The 23,035-nt window shown below is 39.5% G+C and carries 18 protein-coding genes; all 18 read left to right on the top strand.

The window, feature by feature from the left end:
* Nucleotides 1-2: 2 nt before the first annotated feature.
* The 18 genes from DES38_RS01825 to DES38_RS01740 all read left to right on the top strand — a co-directional run bounded on the left by DES38_RS01825 (nucleotide 3) and on the right by DES38_RS01740 (nucleotide 22,906).
* Nucleotides 3-1,700 carry a proline--tRNA ligase gene (locus DES38_RS01825; protein ID WP_110250377.1) on the top strand — a complete coding sequence of 566 codons (1,698 nt, stop codon included), beginning with the start codon at nucleotides 3-5 and terminating at the stop codon, nucleotides 1,698-1,700.
* Nucleotides 1,701-1,771: 71 nt separating this feature from the next.
* Complete coding sequence (locus tag DES38_RS01820) at nucleotides 1,772-6,064, top strand: PolC-type DNA polymerase III (RefSeq protein ID WP_110250376.1); 4,293 nt, start codon at nucleotides 1,772-1,774, stop codon at nucleotides 6,062-6,064.
* A 268-nt stretch (nucleotides 6,065-6,332) separates the two neighbouring features.
* Nucleotides 6,333-6,809 carry a ribosome maturation factor RimP gene (rimP, locus tag DES38_RS01815; RefSeq protein ID WP_110250375.1) on the top strand — a complete coding sequence of 159 codons (477 nt, stop codon included), beginning with the start codon at nucleotides 6,333-6,335 and terminating at the stop codon, nucleotides 6,807-6,809.
* Between the two features lie 13 nt (nucleotides 6,810-6,822).
* Nucleotides 6,823-7,941, top strand: a complete 1,119-nt coding sequence (gene nusA / locus DES38_RS01810) for a transcription termination factor NusA (RefSeq protein WP_110250374.1) — start codon at nucleotides 6,823-6,825, stop codon at nucleotides 7,939-7,941.
* Nucleotides 7,942-7,954: 13 nt separating this feature from the next.
* Nucleotides 7,955-8,236 carry an RNase P modulator RnpM gene (rnpM, locus tag DES38_RS01805; protein WP_110250373.1) on the top strand — a complete coding sequence of 94 codons (282 nt, stop codon included), beginning with the start codon at nucleotides 7,955-7,957 and terminating at the stop codon, nucleotides 8,234-8,236.
* Complete coding sequence (locus tag DES38_RS01800) at nucleotides 8,229-8,540, top strand: YlxQ family RNA-binding protein (RefSeq protein WP_110250372.1); 312 nt, start codon at nucleotides 8,229-8,231, stop codon at nucleotides 8,538-8,540. Before rnpM ends, DES38_RS01800 begins: the two co-directional genes overlap by 8 nt.
* Before the next feature lie 15 nt (nucleotides 8,541-8,555).
* Nucleotides 8,556-10,526 (top strand): translation initiation factor IF-2, encoded by a 1,971-nt coding sequence (gene infB / locus DES38_RS01795; protein WP_110250371.1) that lies wholly within the window; start codon nucleotides 8,556-8,558, stop codon nucleotides 10,524-10,526.
* The gene (locus DES38_RS01790; protein ID WP_110250370.1) at nucleotides 10,523-10,801 is read left to right on the top strand and encodes a DUF503 domain-containing protein; all 279 of its coding nucleotides are present in this window, start codon (nucleotides 10,523-10,525) and stop codon (nucleotides 10,799-10,801) included. The genes infB and DES38_RS01790 overlap by 4 nt, the downstream gene beginning before the upstream one ends.
* A 36-nt stretch (nucleotides 10,802-10,837) precedes the next feature.
* Nucleotides 10,838-11,191, top strand: coding sequence for a 30S ribosome-binding factor RbfA (gene rbfA / locus DES38_RS01785; RefSeq protein ID WP_110250369.1), 354 nt, complete (start codon nucleotides 10,838-10,840; stop codon nucleotides 11,189-11,191).
* A gap of 71 nt (nucleotides 11,192-11,262) precedes the next feature.
* Nucleotides 11,263-12,171 (top strand): tRNA pseudouridine(55) synthase TruB, encoded by a 909-nt coding sequence (truB, locus tag DES38_RS01780; protein WP_110250368.1) that lies wholly within the window; start codon nucleotides 11,263-11,265, stop codon nucleotides 12,169-12,171.
* Nucleotides 12,172-12,199: 28 nt separating this feature from the next.
* Nucleotides 12,200-13,126: a bifunctional riboflavin kinase/FAD synthetase gene (locus tag DES38_RS01775; protein ID WP_110250367.1), complete on the top strand. Its 927-nt coding sequence runs from the start codon at nucleotides 12,200-12,202 to the stop codon at nucleotides 13,124-13,126.
* A 163-nt stretch (nucleotides 13,127-13,289) separates the two neighbouring features.
* Nucleotides 13,290-13,559, top strand: a complete 270-nt coding sequence (rpsO, locus tag DES38_RS01770) for a 30S ribosomal protein S15 (protein WP_110250366.1) — start codon at nucleotides 13,290-13,292, stop codon at nucleotides 13,557-13,559.
* A gap of 237 nt (nucleotides 13,560-13,796) precedes the next feature.
* Nucleotides 13,797-15,905: a polyribonucleotide nucleotidyltransferase gene (pnp, locus tag DES38_RS01765; protein WP_110250365.1), complete on the top strand. Its 2,109-nt coding sequence runs from the start codon at nucleotides 13,797-13,799 to the stop codon at nucleotides 15,903-15,905.
* Between the two features lie 191 nt (nucleotides 15,906-16,096).
* A complete protein-coding gene (locus DES38_RS01760) occupies nucleotides 16,097-17,146 on the top strand; it encodes an aspartate-semialdehyde dehydrogenase (RefSeq protein WP_110250610.1) in 1,050 nt (349 codons plus the stop codon).
* Between the two features lie 9 nt (nucleotides 17,147-17,155).
* Nucleotides 17,156-18,388, top strand: a complete 1,233-nt coding sequence (gene dapG / locus DES38_RS01755) for an aspartate kinase (protein WP_110250364.1) — start codon at nucleotides 17,156-17,158, stop codon at nucleotides 18,386-18,388.
* A 123-nt stretch (nucleotides 18,389-18,511) separates the two neighbouring features.
* Nucleotides 18,512-20,824 carry a DNA translocase FtsK gene (locus DES38_RS01750; RefSeq protein WP_110250363.1) on the top strand — a complete coding sequence of 771 codons (2,313 nt, stop codon included), beginning with the start codon at nucleotides 18,512-18,514 and terminating at the stop codon, nucleotides 20,822-20,824.
* A gap of 121 nt (nucleotides 20,825-20,945) precedes the next feature.
* Nucleotides 20,946-21,680 (top strand): GntR family transcriptional regulator, encoded by a 735-nt coding sequence (locus DES38_RS01745; RefSeq protein ID WP_110250362.1) that lies wholly within the window; start codon nucleotides 20,946-20,948, stop codon nucleotides 21,678-21,680.
* An 80-nt stretch (nucleotides 21,681-21,760) separates the two neighbouring features.
* On the top strand, nucleotides 21,761-22,906 hold the full coding sequence (locus tag DES38_RS01740; RefSeq protein ID WP_110250361.1) for a BMP family lipoprotein: 1,146 nt from the start codon (nucleotides 21,761-21,763) through the stop codon (nucleotides 22,904-22,906).
* The last annotated feature ends 129 nt before the right edge of the window (nucleotides 22,907-23,035 follow it).

The raw sequence follows: 23,035 nt of genomic DNA, 5'->3' as shown, positions 1-23,035 counted from the left end.
AAATGAGACAAAGTAAAACGTTAATTCCAACACTAAAAGAAGTACCTGCGGATGCAGATATAAAAAGTCATCAATTGTTGCTCCGGGCTGGGTACATTCGTCAAAATTTCTCTGGGGTGTATAGCTTTTTACCATTAGGCAAAAAAGTTTTAAACACCATAGAAACGGTAATCCGCGAAGAAATGGATGCCATTGGTGGCAATGAAGTATTGATGCCTGCCCTCCAAGCCAAAGAGCTATGGGAAGAATCAGGACGTTGGGACAAGATGGGACCAGAATTGATGCGTCTAAAAGACCGTCATGACCGTGACTTTGTACTAGGGCCAACACATGAAGAGGTCGTTACTAGCATGGTTCGTGATGAAATAAAAAGCTATAAAAAATTACCGATTACGTTATATCAAATTCAAACGAAATTTAGAGATGAGCGTCGCCCACGATTTGGCTTACTTCGTGGTCGGGAGTTCATTATGAAGGATGCCTATTCTTTCCACGCGACGGATGAGAGTTTAGACGAAAGTTATCAAGCGATGTATGAGGCGTACAGCCGAATTTTCACACGGTTAGGCTTGAATTTTAGAGCGGTCATCGCTGATTCTGGTGCAATGGGGGGGAAAGATACCCATGAATTTATGGCTTTATCAGAAGTTGGTGAAGATACCATAGCCTTTTCTACTGAATCTGAGTATGCAGCAAATATTGAAATGGCTGAAGTATTGGATAACTATACGGCAAGTACAACAGAACAACTGCCTTTAGAGAAGAAAGCAACACCTGATCAGAAGACGATGCAGGAGGTGTGTGATTTCTTCGACATAACACTTGAACAAGGGTTAAAATCATTGCTATTTAAAGCGGATGATACGTATGTGATGGTCGTGACGCGAGGCGATCATGATGTAAATGAAATTAAGTTGAAGCATTTATTAAAAGTTGATACGTTAACGATGGCAACTGAAGTCGAAGCACTTGAAGTCGTTGGCGCTAACTTCGGATCATTAGGTCCAATCGCTGTCGGTGGTGATGTGCAGGTGATTTGTGATGTTGCCCTTAAAGCGGTCGGAAATGCAGTGTGTGGTGCAAATGAGAATGGCTATCATTATACGAACGTAAACCCTAGCCGTGATTTTGGAACATTTACTTATGAAGATGTTCGCTTTATTAAAGCGGGAGATGCTTCACCTGACGGCAAAGGTGTGATTAAATTTGCTGAAGGAATTGAAATCGGTCAAGTCTTTAAACTTGGTAAATTTTATGCTGAAAAACTGGGCGCGGATTTCTTAAATGACCAAGGTCGTAGTGCGGTGATGACAATGGGTTGTTACGGTATCGGTGTTTCACGGACCTTGGCAGCCATTGTTGAACAACATCATGATGACCGTGGCATTGTTTGGCCTAAAGCTGTCGCGCCATTTAATGTACACTTACTCGTTTTAAACACTAAAAAGGAAGAACAATCGGAATTAGGTGAGCGCTTATACAAAGACCTTAGAGCTGCTGGCTATTCAGTACTTTATGATGATCGAGCTGAACGTGCTGGTGTGAAATTTGCTGATAGTGATTTAATTGGGTTACCACTTCGGGTAACGGTTGGAAATAAAGCTGGTGAAGCGATCGTTGAGTTTAAGGTACGTAAAACAGGTGAACAGTCCGATGTGGCTGTTAATGATTTATTTAAGGTATTAAAGCAAGAGTGGTAATAGTGTAACCCGTAACCCTTGTCTTAACTAAAGACAAGGGTTTACCATTCTATTTTGATGGAGGTCAAGCGATGACAGTAACGAATCAAGACAAAATGAAAATATTACTTGAACAGATCAAGATGGATAGTGTTGATCAGCAAACGTATTTCAAACAAGCGAGTTTGGAGAAGTTAGAGGTATATAAACAAGAAAAACGATGGGTTTTTCACTTTCACTTTCCAATCATTCTTCCAATTCATATCTTTCGATTATTACGCCTTAAATTACAAGAGACATTTCAATCCATTGCAACCGTGGATTTTACGATTAAGTCAGCCGACTTAACAATAGAAGATGAACAAATGTGTAGTTATTGGAACGACTTTTTAAGCCAGTCGAATCAACTCTCGCCTGGATATAAAGACTGGATTGAGCAACAGAAACCGGTTATAGATAATAAAAAGTTGATTTTGAAAACGCGAAATGATACCGAGCGTACTATTCTGAATCAGCGCTTTAATGTAAGTTTTAAAGCTTATTGTCAACAATTTGGTTTACCTACGTGGCGTGTTGAATGTCAGACAGAAGTGAAAACAGAAGATGTCACGAAGTTTAGAGAACAAAAAGCGATGGAAGACCAATTGCTCGTTAAAAAAGCAATGGAAGATCAACAGAAAATGCAAAAAGAAAAACCTAAAGAAATGACCGATGAGCCAGTTATGATTGGTTATCCGATAAAAGAAGAGCCATTTACGATGGCGTCGATAACAGAAGAAAATCGACGGATTGTCTTTGAAGGATACATCTTTGATGTCGAGGTACGAGAATTGCGTTCTGGGCGTCATTTATTGATGGCTAAAATCACGGACTATACGGATTCGTTTAGTGTCAAAATGTTTTCCCGTGATGATAAAGACAAAGATAAGTTTAAAAGTGTGACAAAAGGTCTTTGGGTAAAAGTTAGAGGAACGATTCAGACCGATACTTTTAGTAATGAATTAACAATGATGATGAATGACTTGAATGAGATAGCTGTTGCAAGTCGTAAAGATACGGCCGCAGATGATGAAAAACGTGTTGAATTACATGCCCATACAACAATGAGTCAAATGGATGCGGTTATGTCGGTATCTGCACTGGTTGAACAAGCTGCAAAGTGGGGCCATAAAGCAGTAGCGGTTACAGATCATGCCGGCGCACAAGCATTTCCAGAGGCGCATGGCGCTAGTAAAAAGCATGGAATCAAGATGTTATATGGGGTTGAAGTCAATATTGTTGATGATGGGGTACCGATTGCTTACAATGCCCGGGACATCCATCTAGAAACAGCGGATTACGTCGTATTTGACGTTGAGACGACTGGTCTGTCCGCAGTATATGATACGATCATTGAACTTGCAGCTGTACGCGTGAAAGAAGGCGAAATTGTTGAGCGCTTTGAACGTTTTAGCAATCCGCATCAACCCCTCTCACAAACGATTATTGATCTAACGGGGATTACTGATGACATGTTAAAAGATGCCCCAGAAGTAGAAGAGGTTTTAACTGAGTTTAAAGCATGGATTGGTGAGGATATTCTTGTTGCCCATAATGCTAGCTTTGATATGGGATTTATTAATCAAGGCTTTCAAAAAGCAGGGATTGAAGAAGCGATGAACCCAGTGATCGATACGCTAGAATTAGGTCGCTTTATTCTACCGCAACTCAAAAGTCATCGCCTAAATGTATTGTGTAAATATTACAACATAGAATTAACCCAGCATCACCGTGCTATTTATGATACGGAAGCTACAGCATATTTAATGTGGAAATTGGTTAAAGAAGCTGCTGAACGTGATATTTTAAATCACAATCAGTTTAATCAACACATGGGTGAAGGAAATGCTTATCAACGTGCTCGTCCACACCATGCAACCCTACTAGCGCAAACACAAGCAGGTCTTAAAAATATGTTTAAATTGATTTCTTTAAGTCATATTGATTATTTTTATCGCGTACCACGAATCCCACGCTCAAAATTAACAGAACTACGTGAAGGGATTTTGGTTGGTTCTGGTTGCGATAAAGGTGAAGTGTTTGAGACAATGATGCAAAAATCAAAAGATGAGGCAATAAAAGTAGCGAAATATTATGACTATATTGAGGTGCAACCACCAGAGAACTTTGCCCCGCTGATCAATCGAGAACTGGTTCAAAATGAAGCGCAGCTATATGATATCATTCGAAATGTTGTCGAGCTCGCTGAGGCATTAAATAAACCGTGTGTTGCCACGGGGAATGCGCATTATCTTGATGAGCGTGATAAAATATATCGTCAAATCTTAATAAAATCTCAAAACGGCAACCCGTTGAGTCGCCAACCATTACCCGATGTGCACTTTAGAACGACTAACGAAATGCTTGATTGTTTTGCCTTCTTAGGTGAAGAAAAAGCGAAAGAAATCGTTGTGACCAATACAAATAGATTAGCGGATGACATCGAAGAGATTACACCAGTTAAAGAAGAGTTATACACACCTAACATCGAAGGTGCCGATCAAGAAATCCGAGAGATGAGTTATGCATTTGCTCATAACCTATATGGAAATGAACTGCCAGAGCTCGTTGTGAATCGGATGGAGAAAGAACTAAAAAGTATCATCGGTCACGGTTTTGCGGTTATCTATTTGATTTCACAAAAGCTGGTTAAAAAATCATTAGAAGATGGCTACTTAGTAGGATCAAGGGGGTCTGTGGGTTCATCATTAATTGCAACCTTTACAGAAATCACGGAAGTAAATCCATTACCGCCACACTATGTTTGTCCGAAATGCCGTCATCACCATTTCTTCACTAAGGGTGAGTATGCAAGTGGTTTTGATTTACCAGATAAAAATTGTGAGGAGTGTGGTACGCTTTATAAAAAAGATGGACAGGATATTCCGTTTGAAACCTTCTTAGGCTTTAAAGGGGATAAGGTTCCTGATATTGATTTAAATTTCTCAGGTGATTATCAGGCTAAAGCTCACAATTACACCAAAGTGTTATTTGGTGAGGACTATGTTTTTCGAGCAGGTACGATTGGAACTGTTGCTGACAAAACTGCGTATGGTTATGTGAAAGGCTATGCAGGAGATAATGGATTACACATTAAAAATGCTGAAGTTGATCGATTGGTTCAGGGGTGTACCGGAGTAAAGCGAACCACAGGTCAGCACCCAGGTGGGATAATCGTTGTACCAGATTATATGGATATTTATGATTTCACACCCATTCAATTTCCAGCAGATGACCGCAACTCAGAATGGAAAACAACCCATTTTGATTTCCATTCGATTCACGATAACTTATTAAAATTAGATATTCTTGGCCATGATGATCCAACAATGATCCGTATGTTGCAAGATTTGAGCGGCATTCTCCCAGAAGATATTCCCATTGATGATGCGGATGTCATGAAAATTTTCTCTTCACCTGAAGTATTAGGTGTGGACGCGAGCCAAATTATGTGTGGAACAGGAACGCTTGGTGTGCCAGAATTCGGGACGAAGTTTGTTCGACAAATGTTAGAAGATACAAATCCAAAGACGTTTGCTGAATTGTTGATTATTTCTGGGTTATCACACGGGACTGATGTGTGGCTCGGAAATGCACAAGAGTTAGTCAATAAAGGGATTTGTGAACTTGCTGATGTTATTGGTTGTCGTGATGATATCATGGTCTATCTTATGCATAAAGGTGTGGAAGCATCACTGGCCTTTCGGATCATGGAAGCGGTCAGAAAAGGCAAAGGGCTTGAAGATGAGTGGGTTGTTGAGATGAAAAAAAACGATGTGCCAGATTGGTACATTGATTCCTGTCGTAAAATTAAATACATGTTTCCTAAAGCACACGCGGCTGCTTATGTCCTTATGGCTATTCGTATCGCCTACTTTAAGGTACATCATCCAATTTTGTTTTACGCTGCATATTTCACTGTACGTGCAAGTGATTTTGAAGTAGAGACAATGATTAAAGGCTCAGATGCCATACGGAACCGCATGAAAGAAATTTATCAAAAAGGCAACGATGCATCGCCAAAAGAGAAGAGTTTAGTCGTTGTGTTAGAACTATCTCTTGAGATGAACGAGCGTGGTTTTAAGTTTAATAAAGTTGATCTATATAAATCAAGTGCGACCGATTTCTTGGTGGATGGTGATAACTTAATTCCACCGTTTAATGCGATTGATGGCCTTGGCACAAATGCAGCTTTAAATATTGTGAAGGCGCGAGAAGCCGGTGAGTTCCTTTCAAAAGAAGATTTACGTGAGCGCAGTCGCATCTCTAAAACCATTCTTGAAACCCTCGATCAACAAGGTTGTTTAGAAGGGATGGAGGAGAAAAATCAACTGTCACTTTTCTAGCTCAATCTCAGCGGAACTAAGCCAGATAACGAACTTGAATATTTTTCAGGAATATGCTATATTATCTATAGATGTAATGTGACGTTGTTAAGATTAGAGTGGGTTCTACCCACTCTTTCTTTACAATGTGGTTCGTTTAGTTTAATGTAAGTCGATCGGATCCCTTGTCTATTGGCAAGGGATTTAACATTGCTTAAAGAGCAACAACAGAAGTTAAACAAACAAATGAGATCTGACGAAATTTACGCTTTTGATAGGAGGCGATTGTATGGCTAATAACGTAGTTGAACAAACAGAACAATTGGTGCAACCAATTATGGAAGAATTAAACCTCGAACTTGTTGATGTAGAATATGTGAAAGAAGGTAAGAGTTGGTATCTTCGTGTGTTTGTTGATAAAGAAGGTGGCGTTGATATTGAAGAGTGTGGACGTGTATCTGAGTTATTAAGTGAAAAATTAGACGAAACAGACCCGATTAAAGACATGTATTATTTAGAAGTATCCTCACCAGGAGCCGAACGTCCACTTAAAAAAACGGCAGATTTTACAAAGTTTGTGGGATCGCATGTGCATATCAAATTATATGAGCCAATAGGTGGCATGAAAGCAATTGAAGGTCAGTTAGTTGCTTTTAGCAATGAAGAAGTTGCAACAATCGAATACAAGGATAAAGCACGTACAAAAACGATAGAAATACCGTATAAAAAGATGGCCAAGGCTCGACTAGCGGTATCGTTTAACTAAAGGGGGAACTATTGTGAGTAAAGAGCTATTTGATGCCATTAATCATTTAGGGAAAGAAAAAGGCATCGACAAAGACTTATTAATTGAAGCGTTAGAAGCAGCGTTAATTTCTGCTTATAAGAAAAACTTTAAATCAGCATCAAACGTTCGTGTAGATTTGAACGAAGAATCTGGTGCAATGAAAGTACTCTCACGTAAAGAGATTGTTGAAGAAGTCGAAGATCCACAACAACAGTTAAGTATTACAAAAGCTAAAGAGCTAGATCCAAACTATGTTGTTGGTGATGTGGTAGAAGTTGAAGTGACACCACGTGACTTTGGTCGAATTGCAGCTCAAGCAGCTAAGCAAGTGGTAACACAACGTGTGCGCGAAGCTGAACGCAGTGTGATTTATGGGGAGTATATTGATCGTGAAGAAGATATCATGAATGGCATTATTCAACGGATCGATCCTCGGTTTGTTTACATTGATCTCGGTAAAGTCGAAGCGAAATTACCAGAAGCAGAAAAAATGCCAACGGAAGAATATCATGTTCATGACCGCATTAAAGTGCTGGTAACTAAAGTAGAAAACACCAACAAAGGGCCACAAGTGTTCGTTTCACGTTCACATCCTGGTTTACTTAAACGTTTGTTTGAAACAGAAGTGCCTGAAATTTATGATGGCACAGTAGAAATTAAATCCGTTGCGCGTGAAGCAGGCGATCGTTCTAAGATATCAGTATATGCTGCTGATTCAGATATTGACCCGGTCGGATCTTGTGTTGGGCAAAAAGGGCAACGTGTACAAACGGTTGTTGATGAGCTTAAGGGCGAAAAGATTGATATCGTTGAATATTCAAATGATCCAGTTGTCTATGTTTCAAATGCACTTAGTCCATCTAAAGTTGATCATGTCATCATTCACCAAGAAGAGAAAGCAACAACTGTTATTGTGCCGGATAATCAATTATCACTTGCAATTGGTAAACGCGGGCAAAACGCACGGTTAGCAGCTAAGTTAACCGGTTGGAAGATTGATATTAAAAGTGCAACGGATGCTAAAGAATTAGGTCTTTATGAACAAGTGGACACTTCAACAGCTGTTGAAGCAGAGCCGTTGTTTGATGACACAGACGATTTATTTAACTAAGGAGGAAAGTTTTATGCCGAAAAAAAATAAAAAACTTCCACTTAGAAAATGTATTCTTTCCAATGAAATGAAAGAAAAACATGACCTGATTCGAATCGTGCGGACAAAAGAAGGACAGGTATTTGTCGATCCGACCGGTAAGAAAAACGGCCGTGGTGCCTATGTGTCAAAAGATTTAGCATTAGTAAGTAAAGCCGAAGAAGACCATTTATTAGAGCGTCATTTAAAAGTAGAAAATCCAGGTCAGATTTATCAAGACCTAAAGAAGGTCATTCTAGGTGAGACCATTGAGTAATCAACAAAAATATTTAAGTATGTTGGGCCTCGCGATGCGCGCAAGGCGATTATCGCTTGGTGAAGACCAAATTATAAAAGACATTAAACGTAATGAAGCAAAACTAGTTTTGATCGCTGAAGACACAGGGTATCAAACACATAAGAAACTAACAGACAAGTGTAAATTTTATGAGGTTGATTATAAAATTATTTGTGACCGTGATTCACTATCGATTGCGATTGGTAAATCTGGACGTGTAGCAGTGGCGGTTTTAGATGAAGGTTTTGCAAAAAAGATAGCTAGTTTGATAGACCAAAAATAACCCGGAGGTGACTGTATGGCTAAAGTAAGAGTATATGAATATGCCAAACAACACAATGTTTCAAGTAAAGAAGTCGTAAATACATTAATTGAATTAGGAAGTGATGTCTCAAATCACATGTCTACGATTACGGATGAAGAGATCGCACAGTTAGATGAACTATTTGATGTTAATCAAGCAGGTAGCGATGAAGAACAAGCAGCTGATGAAACAGAAGCTGTTGAAGACAATAGAAAAGTTTTACATTATACTGGTTCACTAACTGTGAACGAATTAGCTGAAAAAGTCGGAAGACCTACAAAAGAACTGATTAAAAAGTTGATGTTTGCAGGTGTAATGGCTAACAAAAATCAAGATTTGGATGATGATACGATTGCAATGGTTGCTAATGAATTTGGCATGGTTGCTAAGAAAGAAGAAGAAGTATTGAAGTCTGACTTACTACAATATATCGAGAAAGATAAAGATAGTGATTTATCTGAACGTCCACCGGTTGTTACCATTATGGGCCACGTAGATCACGGTAAAACAACATTGCTGGACTCGATTCGTAATACCCGTGTCACTGAAGGTGAAGCAGGCGGTATTACGCAACATATCGGTGCTTACCAAATTAAAACTGAAGATAAAAAGAAGATTACCTTCTTGGATACACCAGGCCATGCAGCTTTTACTAGCATGCGTTCACGTGGTGCACAAGTAACTGATATTGCGATCCTCGTTGTTGCTGCAGATGATGGTGTTATGCCACAAACGATTGAAGCCATCAACCATGCAAAAGCAGCCGAAGTACCCATTATTGTTGCAGTAAATAAAATGGATAAAGAGGGTGCGAACCCTGATCGTGTTATGCAAGAATTGACAGAATATCAATTAGTTGCTGAGGCATGGGGTGGAGATACGATCTTTGTTAACATGTCGGCATTACAAGGTGAAGGAATTGATGAGCTTTTAGAGATGATCCTTCTTGTTGCTGAAGTAGAAGAACTCAAAGCCAATCCAAATCGTCTTGCTGATGGTACAGTTATCGAAGCTGAATTAGATAAAGGCCGTGGCCCAACAGCTTCTCTACTTGTCCAAAACGGGACGTTACGTGTGGGTGATCCAATTGTTGTTGGTCACACATTTGGTCGTGTTCGAGCAATGGTTAGTGATGTCGGTCGTCGTGTTAAAAAGGCAGGCCCATCAATGCCAGTAGAAATCACCGGACTTAACCATGTTCCTCAAGCGGGAGACCGTTTCGTTGTCTTTGAAGATGAGAAAACTGCACGTCAAATCGGTGAACTCCGTCAACAAAAACAATTAGAAGCACGTCGTGGTGATCAGTCACGTGTTAGCCTTGAAGATTTATTTGAAAAAATTAAGCAGGGTGATATTAAAGATATCAACATTATTTTAAAAGCTGATGTTCAAGGTTCAGCAGAAGCACTTGCGGCGTCGTTACGTAAGATTGATGTGGAAGGTGTCAAAGTCAACATTATTCATACAGGTGCGGGTGCAATTACTGAGTCAGACATTATTCTAGCCTCTGCCTCTAACGCGATTGTGATTGGATTCAACGTTCGTCCTGATAACAATGCGAAAAAAGCAGCAGAAACAGAAAAAGTCGATGTCCGTCTACACCGTATTATTTATAAAGCAATTGATGAGATTGAAGCGGCAATGAAAGGGATGTTGGATCCAGAATTCCAAGAGAAAGTTATTGGTCAAGCTGAAGTTCGTGAAACATTCAAAGTATCTAAAATTGGTACTATTGCTGGTAGTTACGTTATCGAAGGAAAGATTACACGTGACGCAGGAGTCCGTGTGATTCGTGATGGCGTTGTCGTCTTTGAAGGTGAAATCGATACACTTAAACGTTTTAAAGATGATGTGAAAGAGGTTCAAACAAACTATGAGTGTGGAATCACGTTGAAAAACTTCCACGATATCAAAGAAGGCGACATTTTTGAGTGCTTTGTCATGGAAGAAATCGAACGTAAATGATCTTATATGCTGAAGTAGAATGTATGATATATGATGCCCAATCATTAAAGGAAAAACGATCTGTATTAAAACGGATCCTTCATCAATTAGATGAACCTAATCTCGCTGCTGCTGAGCTCGATTTTCAAGATTTGTGGCAGCGAACCATGATTGGTGTGACATCAATATCGCAGTCTTCTATTCAGTGCGAACGATTGATTGATCAAGCCATTCACAAGCTGGATCACGAATCTACAATTGAAGTAACAAACATTCACAAACAATGGCTGGGTTAATTCATTTACTATGGGAGAATAAAGAGGTGATTTTTAATGAGTGAAATGCGCGCTAATCGTGTGGCGGAACAAATGAAAAAAGAACTTGGAGACATTTTAACTAGAAAAATAAAAGATCCTCGCGTAGGGTTTGTTACGATTACTGATGTTGAAGTGACCGGGGACTTACAACAAGCAACGGTCTATTTGACGATTTTAGGTGAAGAAAACGAAAAGCAAGATACTTTAAAAGGTCTATCAAAAGCGAAAGGTTTTATTCGTTCAGAAATAGGCAATCGTATCCGCTTAAGAAAAACCCCAGAACTCTTTTTTGAAATTGATGAATCAATTGAAACGGGTAATCGAATTGAGAGTTTGTTGCGTGACTTAAATACGAATAACGAAGAATAACTAACCAAACAACCCTTGTGCTTGAATAGACAGGGGTTTTCTTCTGTGAGGATAGGGAGGTGGATTGTTTCATGCATGGAATTGTAAATTTGGATAAACCCATCGGTAAAACATCGCATGACTGTGTCATGATGTTACGTCGATTGTTTCAAACAAAAAAAGTAGGACATACCGGAACACTTGATCCAGAAGTGCGAGGGGTGTTGCCAATTTGTATTGGAGAAGCAACAAAGATTGTGCCGTATTTGACCGATACAAAAAAGACCTATCAAGCAGAGGTAACGATTGGTGTTGCAACAGATACCGAAGATCAAACCGGGAAAGTTATTGACAAACAGACCGTCGATAAGCCAATGACTGTTGCAATGGTCGAAGCAGCTTTAGCGCTCTTTAACGGAGAAATCACCCAAGTGACACCACTCTATTCTGCAGTAAAGGTGAATGGAAAAAAGTTGTATGAGTATGCGAGAAATAACATACCAGTTGAACGTCCGTTACGTCACGTTCATATATATGCACTTCACCTTATTGAAGATAGTCTAGTCCAATCAATGGGTACAGTTACCTTTAAAATTGAAGCAACTGTTTCAAAAGGTACTTATATTCGAACGCTAGCAAAAGACATTGGTACAACGCTTGGCTACCCTGCGCATATGTCACATCTGGTTCGAACACAAGTTGCGACCTTTAAGCTTGAAGATGCGGTTACATTTGAACAACTTTCACAATTAAAAGCGAACGGGGACATTGAGACAGCGTTGCTACCGGTTATGGATGGTCTTCGTCATCTTCCAGTCTATCAAGTGTCAGGTGATTTACGACAACGGGTCGAATATGGGCAAAAATTAGAAAAACCTGAAGGTTGGCAAGACGATCAACCGTATGTTGTGCTAAATGAAGACCGATTATTAGCAATATATCAAAGCCATCCAGAAGACCGCGCGCTTATCAAGTCGATGCGTGGATTTAATCTTACTTAAAAAAGTTTAATTGCCGGGAGGTAACATAATGAAAGTGATATCACTTACTAGTGAAGGTTTAACGAAGCCAGAAGCCGCATCAGCAATGGCAATCGGTTTTTTTGATGGTGTACATCTTGGTCACCAACAAGTCATTAAACAAGCGAAAATGATAGCTGAAGATAATCAATTAAAGACAGCAGTTATGACATTTAATCCGCATCCTAAGGAAGTATTGGCGAACGATAAAGGTGCGGTCTCTTACTTAACCTCTATGCAAGAGAAAGAAGCGATTTTTAAAGCGCTCGGGGTAGATATTTTGTATGTGGTTTCTTTCGATATCGCTTTAGCTAAACTATCTCCCTCAATCTTTGTTGATCGCTTTATTGCAGACCTCAATGTCAAACATCTTATCTGTGGTTTTGACTTTAGTTATGGCCATATGGGGAGAGGGAATATACATACACTCGTTGACGATAGTCAAGATCGTTTTAGTGTAACGATTGTTGAAAAGTTCTCAGAAAGAAATGAGAAGGTTTCATCTACCAGAATTCGCCGAATGCTAAAGGATGGCAATGTGAAAGAAGCAAAAAATTTATTAACACGTCCGCTCAGAACAAACGGAAAAGTTGTACATGGTCATAAACGTGGGCGAACAATTGGTTATCCAACAGCAAACATCGAAGTGGAACCACAACAGGCGTTGCCACGAACGGGTGTTTATTATGTGACAGCTGAGATTGACGGTGAAGTTATTCATGGGATGGCGAATTTGGGCTATAATCCAACGTTTGAAGATGAGCTCTTAGATGTAAAACTTGAAGTGCATTTTCTGGATTACAAAGCTGATTTGTATGGAAAATCGCTAGCGATTGCTTGGCATCAATTTATTCGTCCTGAGTTAAAGTTTTCTGGGGTTGACCCTTTAATCGATCAGATTAGACAAGATGAAATTGAGATTAGGCAATTATATTAATCAGTTGTTAACCAACAACTTTTAAATAAACTGAGCGAGAACCCTTGCTTTTTATTTGAAAAAAGGTTATTCTAACAAGTGGAAACCATCATCTTGGCAAAACGATTCTCCAACGTTTGCTCGGGGATTGGGGTTTACTTAAGACTTATAGGAGGTGAAAAGGATGGCTATTTCACAAGAACGTAAAAATGAACTCATTAATGAGTTTAAAACACACGAAAACGATACCGGATCTCCAGAGGTTCAGATCGCTGTCCTAACTGCAGAAATCAATAGTTTAAATGATCACTTACGTATTCACAAAAAGGATCACCACTCACGTCGTGGATTATTGAAAATGGTTGGGAAACGTCGTAATTTACTAACGTATCTTCGTAACAAAGACGTTACACGTTACCGTCAAGTTATTGAAAAATTAGGCTTACGTCGCTAAACGTAGAAAACAAGCGGGATAATATCCCGCTTTTTCTATATGTCTAAATACTTGTCTTAATCACTATTGTCCTTGCGCTCGATTCTGATCAAAGCGAATAACTCATTGTTCGCTTTGATCAGGATGGAGCAAGATGAAAACACGAATGCAATCGGATAGATGAGGTTAAGACAGGTATCATTATATTGATTACACATAAAATGATTATGTGTAAAATCGAGAGGGGTTTTAATTTATATGTCAAACAAACAAACGTTCAAAACTGAAATTGCAGGCAAACCATTTATTGTTGAAGTTGGAGAACTTGCAAAACAGGCCAATGGGGCATGTATGATTCATTACGGAGATACATCGGTATTAACGACAGCTACAGGGTCGAGAGAACCTAAAGATTTACCATTCTTTCCGTTAATGGTGAGTTATGAGGAACGTCGCTATGCTGTTGGTAAAATCCCAGGTGGATTTATTAAACGTGAAGGTCGTCCAAGTGAAAAAGCAACACTTACCTCTCGTTTAATTGACCGTCCAATTCGTCCGCTATTCCCAGACGGCTTCCGTAATGACGTCCAAGTGATCAGCATGGTCATGAGTGTGGAGCAAGATGCACCTTCTGACATCGCGGCAATGATTGGTTCATCAATCGCACTTGGCGTCTCTGATATTCCTTTTGCAGGACCGATTGCAGGTGTTGTTGTAGGCCGTATTGACGGAGAATTTATCATTAACCCTACAATTGACCAACGTGAACAAAGCGATATTGACTTAACTGTTGCAGGCACAAAAGAAGCAATTAACATGGTAGAGGCAGGCGCTGATGAAGTTCCTGAAGATGTTATGTTAGAGGCAATTATGTTTGGACATGAAGAAATCAAACGTTTAGTGGCATTCCAAGAAGAAATCTACCAAGCTGTTGGTAAAGAAAAAATGGAAGTAAAATTATTTAATTTAGATGAAGAGCTTCAAGCAGCGCTTAACGTATCAGCAAAATCAAGAATTGATGAAGCTGTTCAAATCAATGAAAAACAGGCGCGCGAACAAGCGATTGATGCTGTGAAAAAAGATATCGTTGCTAGCTATGAAGAAAATGAAGCAGATGATGCAACCATCAAAAAAGTCAAAGATATTTTAGATAGTATGGTAAAAGGTGAAGTACGTCGCCTTATCACACAAGAGAAATTACGTCCCGATGGTCGTCGTCCGGATGAAATCCGCCCGTTAACATCACGCATTGATATTCTTCCGCGTACACACGGTTCAGGTTTATTCACACGTGGACAAACACAAGCATTAAGTGTGTGTACACTGGGTGCATTAGGTGATGTGCAAATCTTAGATGGTCTTGACTTAGAGGAATCTAAGCGCTTTATGCACCACTATAACTTCCCGTCGTTTAGTGTTGGGGAAACAGGTCCAATCCGTGGACCAGGTCGTCGTGAAATTGGTCACGGTGCTTTAGGTGAGCGTGCCTTAGAAAAAGTAATACCATCAGCGGAAGACTTCCCATACACGATTCGTTTAGTATCAGAAGTATTAGAATCTAATGGTTCAACGTCACAAGCAAGTATTTGCGCATCAACACTTGCAATGATGGCTGCAGGTGTACCGATTAAAGCACCAGTTGCAGGGATTGCAATGGGTCTTGTTAAACAAGGTGACGATTATACGGTGCTAAGTGACATCCAAGGGATGGAAGATTTCTTAGGTGATATGGACTTTAAAGTGGCTGGTACTGCTAAAGGGGTAACAGCATTACAGATGGATATTAAAATTGATGGCTTATCACGTGACATTCTACAAGAAGCACTGGAACAAGCTAAAATTGGTCGTATTCACATTTTAGATCATATGATCGAGGTCATTAACGAACCGAAAAAAGAACTATCTGAGCATGCACCGAAAATTATCACAATGATGATTAAACCTGATAAGATTCGTGATGTTATTGGGCCAAGTGGTAAAAACATCAATAAAATTATTGATGAAACAGGTGTGAAAATAGACATCGAACAAGATGGTAAAGTATTTATCGCTTCAACTGATCAAGAAATGAACGAAAAAGCGAAGAAAATTATTGAAGATATGGTACGTGAAGCTAAAGTCGGTGAACTTTACATGGCAACAATTAAGCGCATCGAAAAATTCGGAGCCTTTGCAGAAATATTCAAAGGTAAAGATGGCTTAATTCATATCTCAGAATTACAAATTGATCGCACGAACAATGTAGAAGATGTTGTAAAAGAGGGCGATCAGATGATGGTTAAAGTTAAAGAGATTGATCGTCAAGGTCGCGTTAACTTATCACGTAAAGCTGTCTTATTAGAAGAACAAGAAAAAAACAAACAATAAACTAAATTTAACACATCCTTATGAGTATGACCTTTGGTCATGTACCTCAAGGGATGTGTTTTTTATAGCAGAATTAAGCAGCTGTTGAATTAATATAATTTTCACAAATATCTAAAAGCTACGTTACGATTAGATACTTTTGTGTTACAATAGGACGTAAATTTATAATGCTTGCGAAAGAGGGGATTAGTATGTCAAATAATAAGAAATATAACGTCGCTGTCATGGGGGCAACTGGAGCAGTTGGCCAAAAAATGTTAGAAACATTGGAGAAAAAGGATTTTCCCATTGAATCACTAAAACTACTATCATCAAGTCGCTCGGCAGGAACAACTTTAAAATTCAAAGATGAGATTTATACTGTTGAAGAAGCGACACCGGAAAGTTTTGAGAACGTTGATATAGCTCTATTTTCAGCCGGCGGGGGCGTATCTAAACTATTTGCGCCTGAAGCCGTTAAACGTGGTGCGGTGGTTGTTGATAACACTAGTGCATTCCGTATGGATGAACATGTGCCGCTTGTTGTGCCAGAAGTAAATGAATCAGACATGGCTGACCATCAAGGTATTATTGCTAATCCTAATTGTTCAACGATTCAGATGGTTGCCGCTTTGAAACCATTAAAAGATCAATTTGGTTTAAATCGAGTAATTGTATCAACGTATCAAGCCGTTTCTGGAGCAGGTACTGAAGCGATCGATGAACTCAAATCACAAGCACAAAGCTTCTTAGACGGTGAGGAGATGCATGCGGAATTATTACCTGTTAAAGATGAAGCTAAACACTATCCCATTGCATTTAATGCCTTGCCACAAATCGATGTTTTTACTGAAAATGGCTATACATTTGAAGAAATGAAAATGATTAATGAAACGAAAAAAATATTACATGATGACCAAGTAGCTGTTGCGGCAACTTGTGTGCGTTTACCAATCTTCACTTCTCATGCAGAAAGTGTCTATGTCGAGCTAGATCAAGACGTATCTGTTGATCAAATTAAAGCGTTGTTAGCTGAGTCACCTGGAGTAACAGTAAAAGATAACTTAGACACACAAGACTATCCAACGCCACTTGACGCTGCAGGACTTCCAGATGTCTTTGTCGGAAGAATCAGAAAAGATTTAGATAACGAAAAAGGCTACCATATGTGGATTGTTTCTGATAATCTATTAAAAGGAGCAGCATGGAACTCAGTGCAAATTGCTGAATCTCTCGTTAAAAATAACTGGTTAACTAAATAGAGGTGTAGTATGGAAGTAATCGTACAAAAATTCGGAGGCACATCTGTTAAGGATGAAGCTAGCCGTAAAAAAGCAATTAAGCATATTCAATCAGCAATTAGGGAAGGTTATAAAGTTGTCGTTGTTGTCTCGGCAATGGGGCGTATGCCGGAACCTTATGCAACAGATGCGCTATTAAAGCTTGTTGATTATCCGAATCATCACATATCTAATCGTGAGCATGACTTGTTGTTAGCCTGTGGTGAAATTATTTCAACAGTCGTTTTTTCCAACCAATTAAAACGATTGGGCTTATCTGCAACCGCGCTTACCGGAAGAGAAGCGGGTATCATCACAAGCGATGACTATACGCAAGCGAAAATTATTGATATGCGTCCGGAACGTCTGATTGAAGAATTAGAAGTGCATGATGCTGTAGTTGTTGCAGGCTTTCAAGGCCAAACTGAACAAGGTGATGTGACCACACTTGGTCGGGGAGGGAGTGACACAACGGCTGCCGCTATTGGAGCAAGTATTGATGCGACGTTTGTTGATATCTTTACCGATGTTGATGGAATAAAAACCGCTGATCCACGAATTGTTGAGTCAGCACGTACACTCGATGTTGTAACATATAACGAGATTGTAAACTTAGCCTATCAAGGAGCTAAAGTCATTCATCCACGGGCGGTTGAGATTGCGATGCAAGCCAAAGTGCCATTGCGCATTCGTTCAACTGAACTTGAACATGTCGGCACAGTTGTAACGGGTGCAATTGATACCATCAAAGGAAAGGATATCAATGATCGTCTAATCACCGGAATTGCCCATATCACGGGTATTGCCCAAATTAAAATTGAGACAAAAGAACCTCTAGATAAACTACACGACGACGTTTTTGGATCACTAGCTGAGGCAGGTATTTCAGTCGATTTCATCAACATGTTCCCAACCGGTTTACGGTTTACGGTACCTGAAGCATTATTAGTAAAAGCGGTAGCGGTCATTGAACAGGTAGGTTATCAGCCTACCTTTGTGACAAGTTGTGCTAAAGTTAGTGTTGTTGGTGCGGGTATGACGGGTGTACCCGGTGTCACTGCCCGAATTGTTCGTAGTTTACATGAGAAAGGTGTTCATATTTTGCAATCGTCAGATTCACATACAACGATTTGGGTTCTCATTGAAGAAACAGATGTAAATAAAGCGTTAAATGCCTTACACGATGCTTTTGAATTATCCAATCGCAATTGGCTACAAAATTAGAAATAGATTGTTAAGTGTGCAATGAGGAAATGCTCGTTGTACACTTATTTCTGTGTGATTCTTTTGTCTACATAGGAACGTACGTGTGTTATAATACCATTAGTAGATGAAAGGGTGGCCGATATGGTGAGGAAAAAACAAACAAATAAAAGCAAAAAAAAGAATCCTAATCACACATTGATGTTTGAGATCTATGGTGTGCTTTTTATATTGGTTGCAGTATTTGGTAGCGGCATTGCTGTAATTAGTGATGGTGTGGTGCCCTCATTTATTTTACATACGAATCGATTTTTAATGGGTGTGTTTTATTTCATCATTCCTGCAACTTTAATTGCTTTAGGTTTATATATTATGATAAGACGTCAATGGCCAGTGTTTCTAACTCGACGCTTTTTAGGTTTGGTGTTTTTATTAGTTGGACTGTCAATGTTAGCACATTACCTTCGCTTTGATGCCCTGTTAGCTATAGAAGACGTTTCAATTGTAAATCGGACATGGGCAGATTACCAAATCTATTTAGATGAAGGTTCGGTTACGTTAATTGGAGGCGGAATAATTGGTGCGCTATTTTTCGCCGTAGCGTATCATCTATTAGGTTTAGGTGGTGCCTTGTTCTTAAGTGTATTCCTAATTATTGTCGCCGTTGTTTTTGTCGCAGATGTTGATCTACAACAACTTTCTAGTTGGTTGATACAACGTATTAAGCGAAGTTTAACCGCTCTAAAAACTAAATGGATAGATAAAAAAGCAGAGCAAAGAACTAGAAAAGATATCGAAAGAAGTCAACGGCTTTATCAGTCAGATGGTGAAGGGAATGCAGAAACAACTGAAAGTGAAGAGCCTGTTATTGAAGCATTTACTGCCGTTAGTTATCATGATGAAATTGATAATCCAAATAAAGAAAAAGCAGAGGCACCTGCAGTTAATGCTGACCAACAAATAGCAACTGACATCACTGCAGACGAGGCGCTCGATAAGCAACTGACGACAGGGGTAACGGCTGAAGTTGAAAATAAAGATTATCAGTTACCGCCAATTTCGCTATTGCAAGCACCAACTCAACAACCACAAACGAAAGCGAAAGGGCAAATTCAATCGGTTGTGAAAAAGCTAGAAGCGACTTTCCAAAGTTTTGGTGTCAAAGCTAAAGTGACTCGTGTTCATGTCGGACCAGCTGTCACGAAATATGAAGTATATCCTGAAGCGGGTGTGAAAGTAAGTAAAATCGTTAATCTTCATGATGATTTAGCATTAGCACTAGCAGCGAAAGATATTCGAATTGAAGCCCCGATTCCAGGTAAATCAGCGGTAGGAATTGAAGTGCCAAATGATGAGATTGCCATGGTTACCATGCGGGAAGTCTTTGAAACAGTCTCCACAACACAAAACCATGTCCTTAGCTTTGTGTTAGGGCGTGATATTTCTGGTGAAGCCATTAAACATGAACTAAATAAGATGCCCCATCTACTTGTTGCAGGCGCAACGGGAAGTGGTAAAAGTGTCTGCATTAATGGAATCATCGTCAATATTCTTATGCAAGCTAAACCACATGAAGTTAAGTTAATGATGATTGATCCTAAAAAAGTTGAATTGAATGTATATAATGGCATTCCGCATTTATTAGCCCCCGTAGTTACTGATCCTAAAAAAGCTGCACAAGCCTTGAAGAAAGTCGTCAGTGAAATGGAGCGGCGCTATGACTTGTTTTCAGATACGGGAAATCGTAATATTGAAGGCTACAATAATTATGTGAAAAAATATAATCAAACCATCCATGATGAAGAAGAAAAACAACCGCTATTACCCTATATCGTTGTCCTGGTTGATGAGTTAGCGGACCTAATGATGGTTGCTTCCAATGATGTCGAAGATGCAATCACTCGACTTGCGCAAATGGCACGCGCAGCTGGTATTCACCTTATTATTGCGACGCAGCGCCCATCTGTAGATGTAATTACAGGTGTTATTAAGGCTAATATTCCTTCCCGGATTGCTTTTAGTGTATCTTCACAGACAGACTCACGCACGATTCTTGACGGTGGTGGCGCTGAAAAATTGTTAGGACGGGGCGACATGTTATTTATGCCAGTAGGCGCATCAAAACCAACACGGATCCAAGGTGCTTTCCTGTCAGATGAAGAGGTTGAGGCGATTGTTGATTTTTGTATTGACCAACAAAAAGCTCAGTATCAAGAAGAAATGATTCCAGAAGAAATTGATGAATCCGTTTCAGAAATTGACGATGAATATTATGAAGAAGCTGTTCAACTTGTATTGGAAATGCAAACAGCCAGCGTCTCAATGTTACAGCGGCGCTTTAGAATCGGCTATAACCGAGCTGCACGGTTAATTGACGCGATGGAAGCACGTGGAGTGGTTGGTCCACATGAAGGTTCAAAGCCAAGAACGGTACTTATTGATGAATATTCAGATTAATTTAATTTTTTCAATTTCTTAGAAACTGAGATTTTTATGACTTTTTTGTTTATTTATTTATAGGAAAGTGGTATATTGTAAATGACCAATCAATTTGTTTTTAATTACTGGGGGATGAAAGATGACCGAATTGCATATCAATAGTGAAGAATTCGATAAAACGCTTTCACGATTCAGGGAAGATATTGAAAAGGGCGTTTACCCGCCCAATGAAAGGTTACATCCTCTTTATGAACTTGCAACCTCATATCGTGTTTCACGTACGACTATGGAAGCAGTCATAGAGCAATTAGTTGAAGAGAATATGGTTACGCGTCGATTAGGCAATGGTGTTTTTGTCAATCCAAAGCCGATGCATTCTTCAGGTATTGAAGAATTAGGTAGTGTATCTGATATGATCAGAAGCGCAGGAAAAGAACCTGGCACACAATTTGTTGCTGCGGAAGTCGTTAAACCTTCTGCAAGCGACTTAACAAATTTCAACTCGTTGGACGTCCAAACATTAGCAAGGGTCGAACGGGTACGGACAGCTGATGGTGAACCTGTTGTCTATTGTATTGATAAAGTGGATCAAGCTCTTGTTCCTATTGGATCAATTCATAGCGAAGGATCAATCTTCAAGTTGATTGAAAACTATACAGGTAAGCGCATACATTATGCGAAAACGTATATAGAGCCAATCGGTTTTCATGAAACCATTTCAGCAGTTTTGAATTGTCGTCCAGATCAATCGTTGTTGTTGCTTCGACAAATGCATTACACAGAAGATCACGAGCCGATTTTATACTCAGCTAATTATTTTAAAAGTGATGCATTTCAGTTTCACGTGTTAAGGCAAAGATCAGATAATTTGTAGAGGTATGATTGATGCATCGTTCATCGCCAAAGTAAAAAAAACAGATCGGTCAAAATTCAACCATAAATGGGGGTAACAAAATGAAGAACAAATTAATGTTGATGTTAGCTATGTTGCTAGCGGCTGTACTTGTACTTGGTGCGTGTGGTTCATCTGATGATGATACTTCAGGTGATGACAATAACGACCAAGGTTCTGAAGAACCAGCTGAAGACGAAGGTACTGAAGATGAAGGTACTGATGAAGAAACAGGTTCTGACTTTTCAGTCGCAATGGTTACAGATGAAGGTGGCGTTGATGACCGTTCATTTAACCAATCCGCTTGGGAAGGTATTCAAGCTTTTGGTGAAGAAAACGGACTAGAACGTGGTACTGGTTTTGATTACGCACAATCAGAAAATGCTGCTGATTTCTTACCAAACTTCAACAGTTTAGTAAATCAAGGTTACAACTTAATTTTTGGTGTTGGTTACCAACTTAAAAATGCAGTAACTGAAGTGGCTATGCAAAACCCAGAAACACACTTCTCAATTATTGATGATGTTGTCGAAGCTGACAACGTTGCAAGTGTAACATTTGCTGAGGAAGAAGGTTCGTTCTTAGCTGGTGTTGCTGCTGCACTTAAAACAGAAACAAATAACGTTGGTTTCGTTGGCGGAGTTACAAGTCCGCTAATTAAACGTTTTGAATCAGGTTTTGTTGCTGGTGTGAAATCAGTAAACCCTGAGATTGAAGTGCAAATCCAATATGCTGAATCATTCTCAGATGAAGGTATGGGACGTTCAATTGCTAATAACATGTATTCTTCAGGTGCAGATGTTATTTATCACGCATCAGGAGCTGTTGGTCTTGGTGTATTCACGGAAGCGCGTAACCGTGTTGAAAACGATCCAGATTCAAACGTATGGGTTATCGGTGTAGACCGTGACCAATATGAGCAAGGACAACAAGGCGATCGTAACGTAACGTTAACTTCAATGGTTAAGCGTGTCGATGTTGCTGTACAAGAAGTTGCAACACGCGCAATGAATGGTGATTTCCCAGGTGGAGAACACTTAGTTCTAGGTATTGAAGACGGAGCGATTTCAATCGCTGACACAAACGAAGAAGCTTATACTCAAGAAATTGCAGATGCAGTTGCTGAGTGGCAAGAAAAATTAGTAAATGGTGATGTTGATGCACCAGGTACTGATGAAGCATTAGAAGAATTTTTAGACAACTTATAAAAAGAAAAGGATACTAAGGGCTAAAGCCCTTAGTATCCATAAAAATCTTCAAATGAAGAGAAAGATACTCTCCCCTTTTCATTTGGTGATTTTAATAGACCCTTCAAACGAGGAGTGAAACACTTTGGA

The sequence above is a fragment of the Streptohalobacillus salinus genome, assembly GCF_003201605.1.
In the GTDB taxonomy this organism is placed as follows: domain Bacteria; phylum Bacillota; class Bacilli; order Bacillales; family Amphibacillaceae; genus Streptohalobacillus; species Streptohalobacillus salinus.
The sequence above is the reverse complement of the archived record's forward strand: the minus strand, read 5'-3'. Positions and strand labels throughout refer to the sequence as shown.

Bases quoted from the DNA above. Each gene is read 5' to 3' on its own strand.
- DES38_RS01825 (WP_110250377.1), top strand. From the start codon at position 3: ATGAGACAAAGTAAAACGTTAATTCCAACACTAAAAGAAGTACCTGCG.
- DES38_RS01820 (WP_110250376.1), top strand. From the start codon at position 1,772: ATGACAGTAACGAATCAAGACAAAATGAAAATATTACTTGAACAGATC.
- rimP (WP_110250375.1), top strand. From the start codon at position 6,333: ATGGCTAATAACGTAGTTGAACAAACAGAACAATTGGTGCAACCAATT.
- rnpM (WP_110250373.1), top strand. From the start codon at position 7,955: ATGCCGAAAAAAAATAAAAAACTTCCACTTAGAAAATGTATTCTTTCC.
- infB (WP_110250371.1), top strand. From the start codon at position 8,556: ATGGCTAAAGTAAGAGTATATGAATATGCCAAACAACACAATGTTTCA.
- DES38_RS01790 (WP_110250370.1), top strand. From the start codon at position 10,523: ATGATCTTATATGCTGAAGTAGAATGTATGATATATGATGCCCAATCA.
- rbfA (WP_110250369.1), top strand. From the start codon at position 10,838: ATGAGTGAAATGCGCGCTAATCGTGTGGCGGAACAAATGAAAAAAGAA.
- truB (WP_110250368.1), top strand. From the start codon at position 11,263: ATGCATGGAATTGTAAATTTGGATAAACCCATCGGTAAAACATCGCAT.
- DES38_RS01775 (WP_110250367.1), top strand. From the start codon at position 12,200: ATGAAAGTGATATCACTTACTAGTGAAGGTTTAACGAAGCCAGAAGCC.
- rpsO (WP_110250366.1), top strand. From the start codon at position 13,290: ATGGCTATTTCACAAGAACGTAAAAATGAACTCATTAATGAGTTTAAA.
- pnp (WP_110250365.1), top strand. From the start codon at position 13,797: ATGTCAAACAAACAAACGTTCAAAACTGAAATTGCAGGCAAACCATTT.
- DES38_RS01760 (WP_110250610.1), top strand. From the start codon at position 16,097: ATGTCAAATAATAAGAAATATAACGTCGCTGTCATGGGGGCAACTGGA.
- dapG (WP_110250364.1), top strand. From the start codon at position 17,156: ATGGAAGTAATCGTACAAAAATTCGGAGGCACATCTGTTAAGGATGAA.
- DES38_RS01750 (WP_110250363.1), top strand. From the start codon at position 18,512: ATGGTGAGGAAAAAACAAACAAATAAAAGCAAAAAAAAGAATCCTAAT.
- DES38_RS01745 (WP_110250362.1), top strand. From the start codon at position 20,946: ATGACCGAATTGCATATCAATAGTGAAGAATTCGATAAAACGCTTTCA.
- DES38_RS01740 (WP_110250361.1), top strand. From the start codon at position 21,761: ATGAAGAACAAATTAATGTTGATGTTAGCTATGTTGCTAGCGGCTGTA.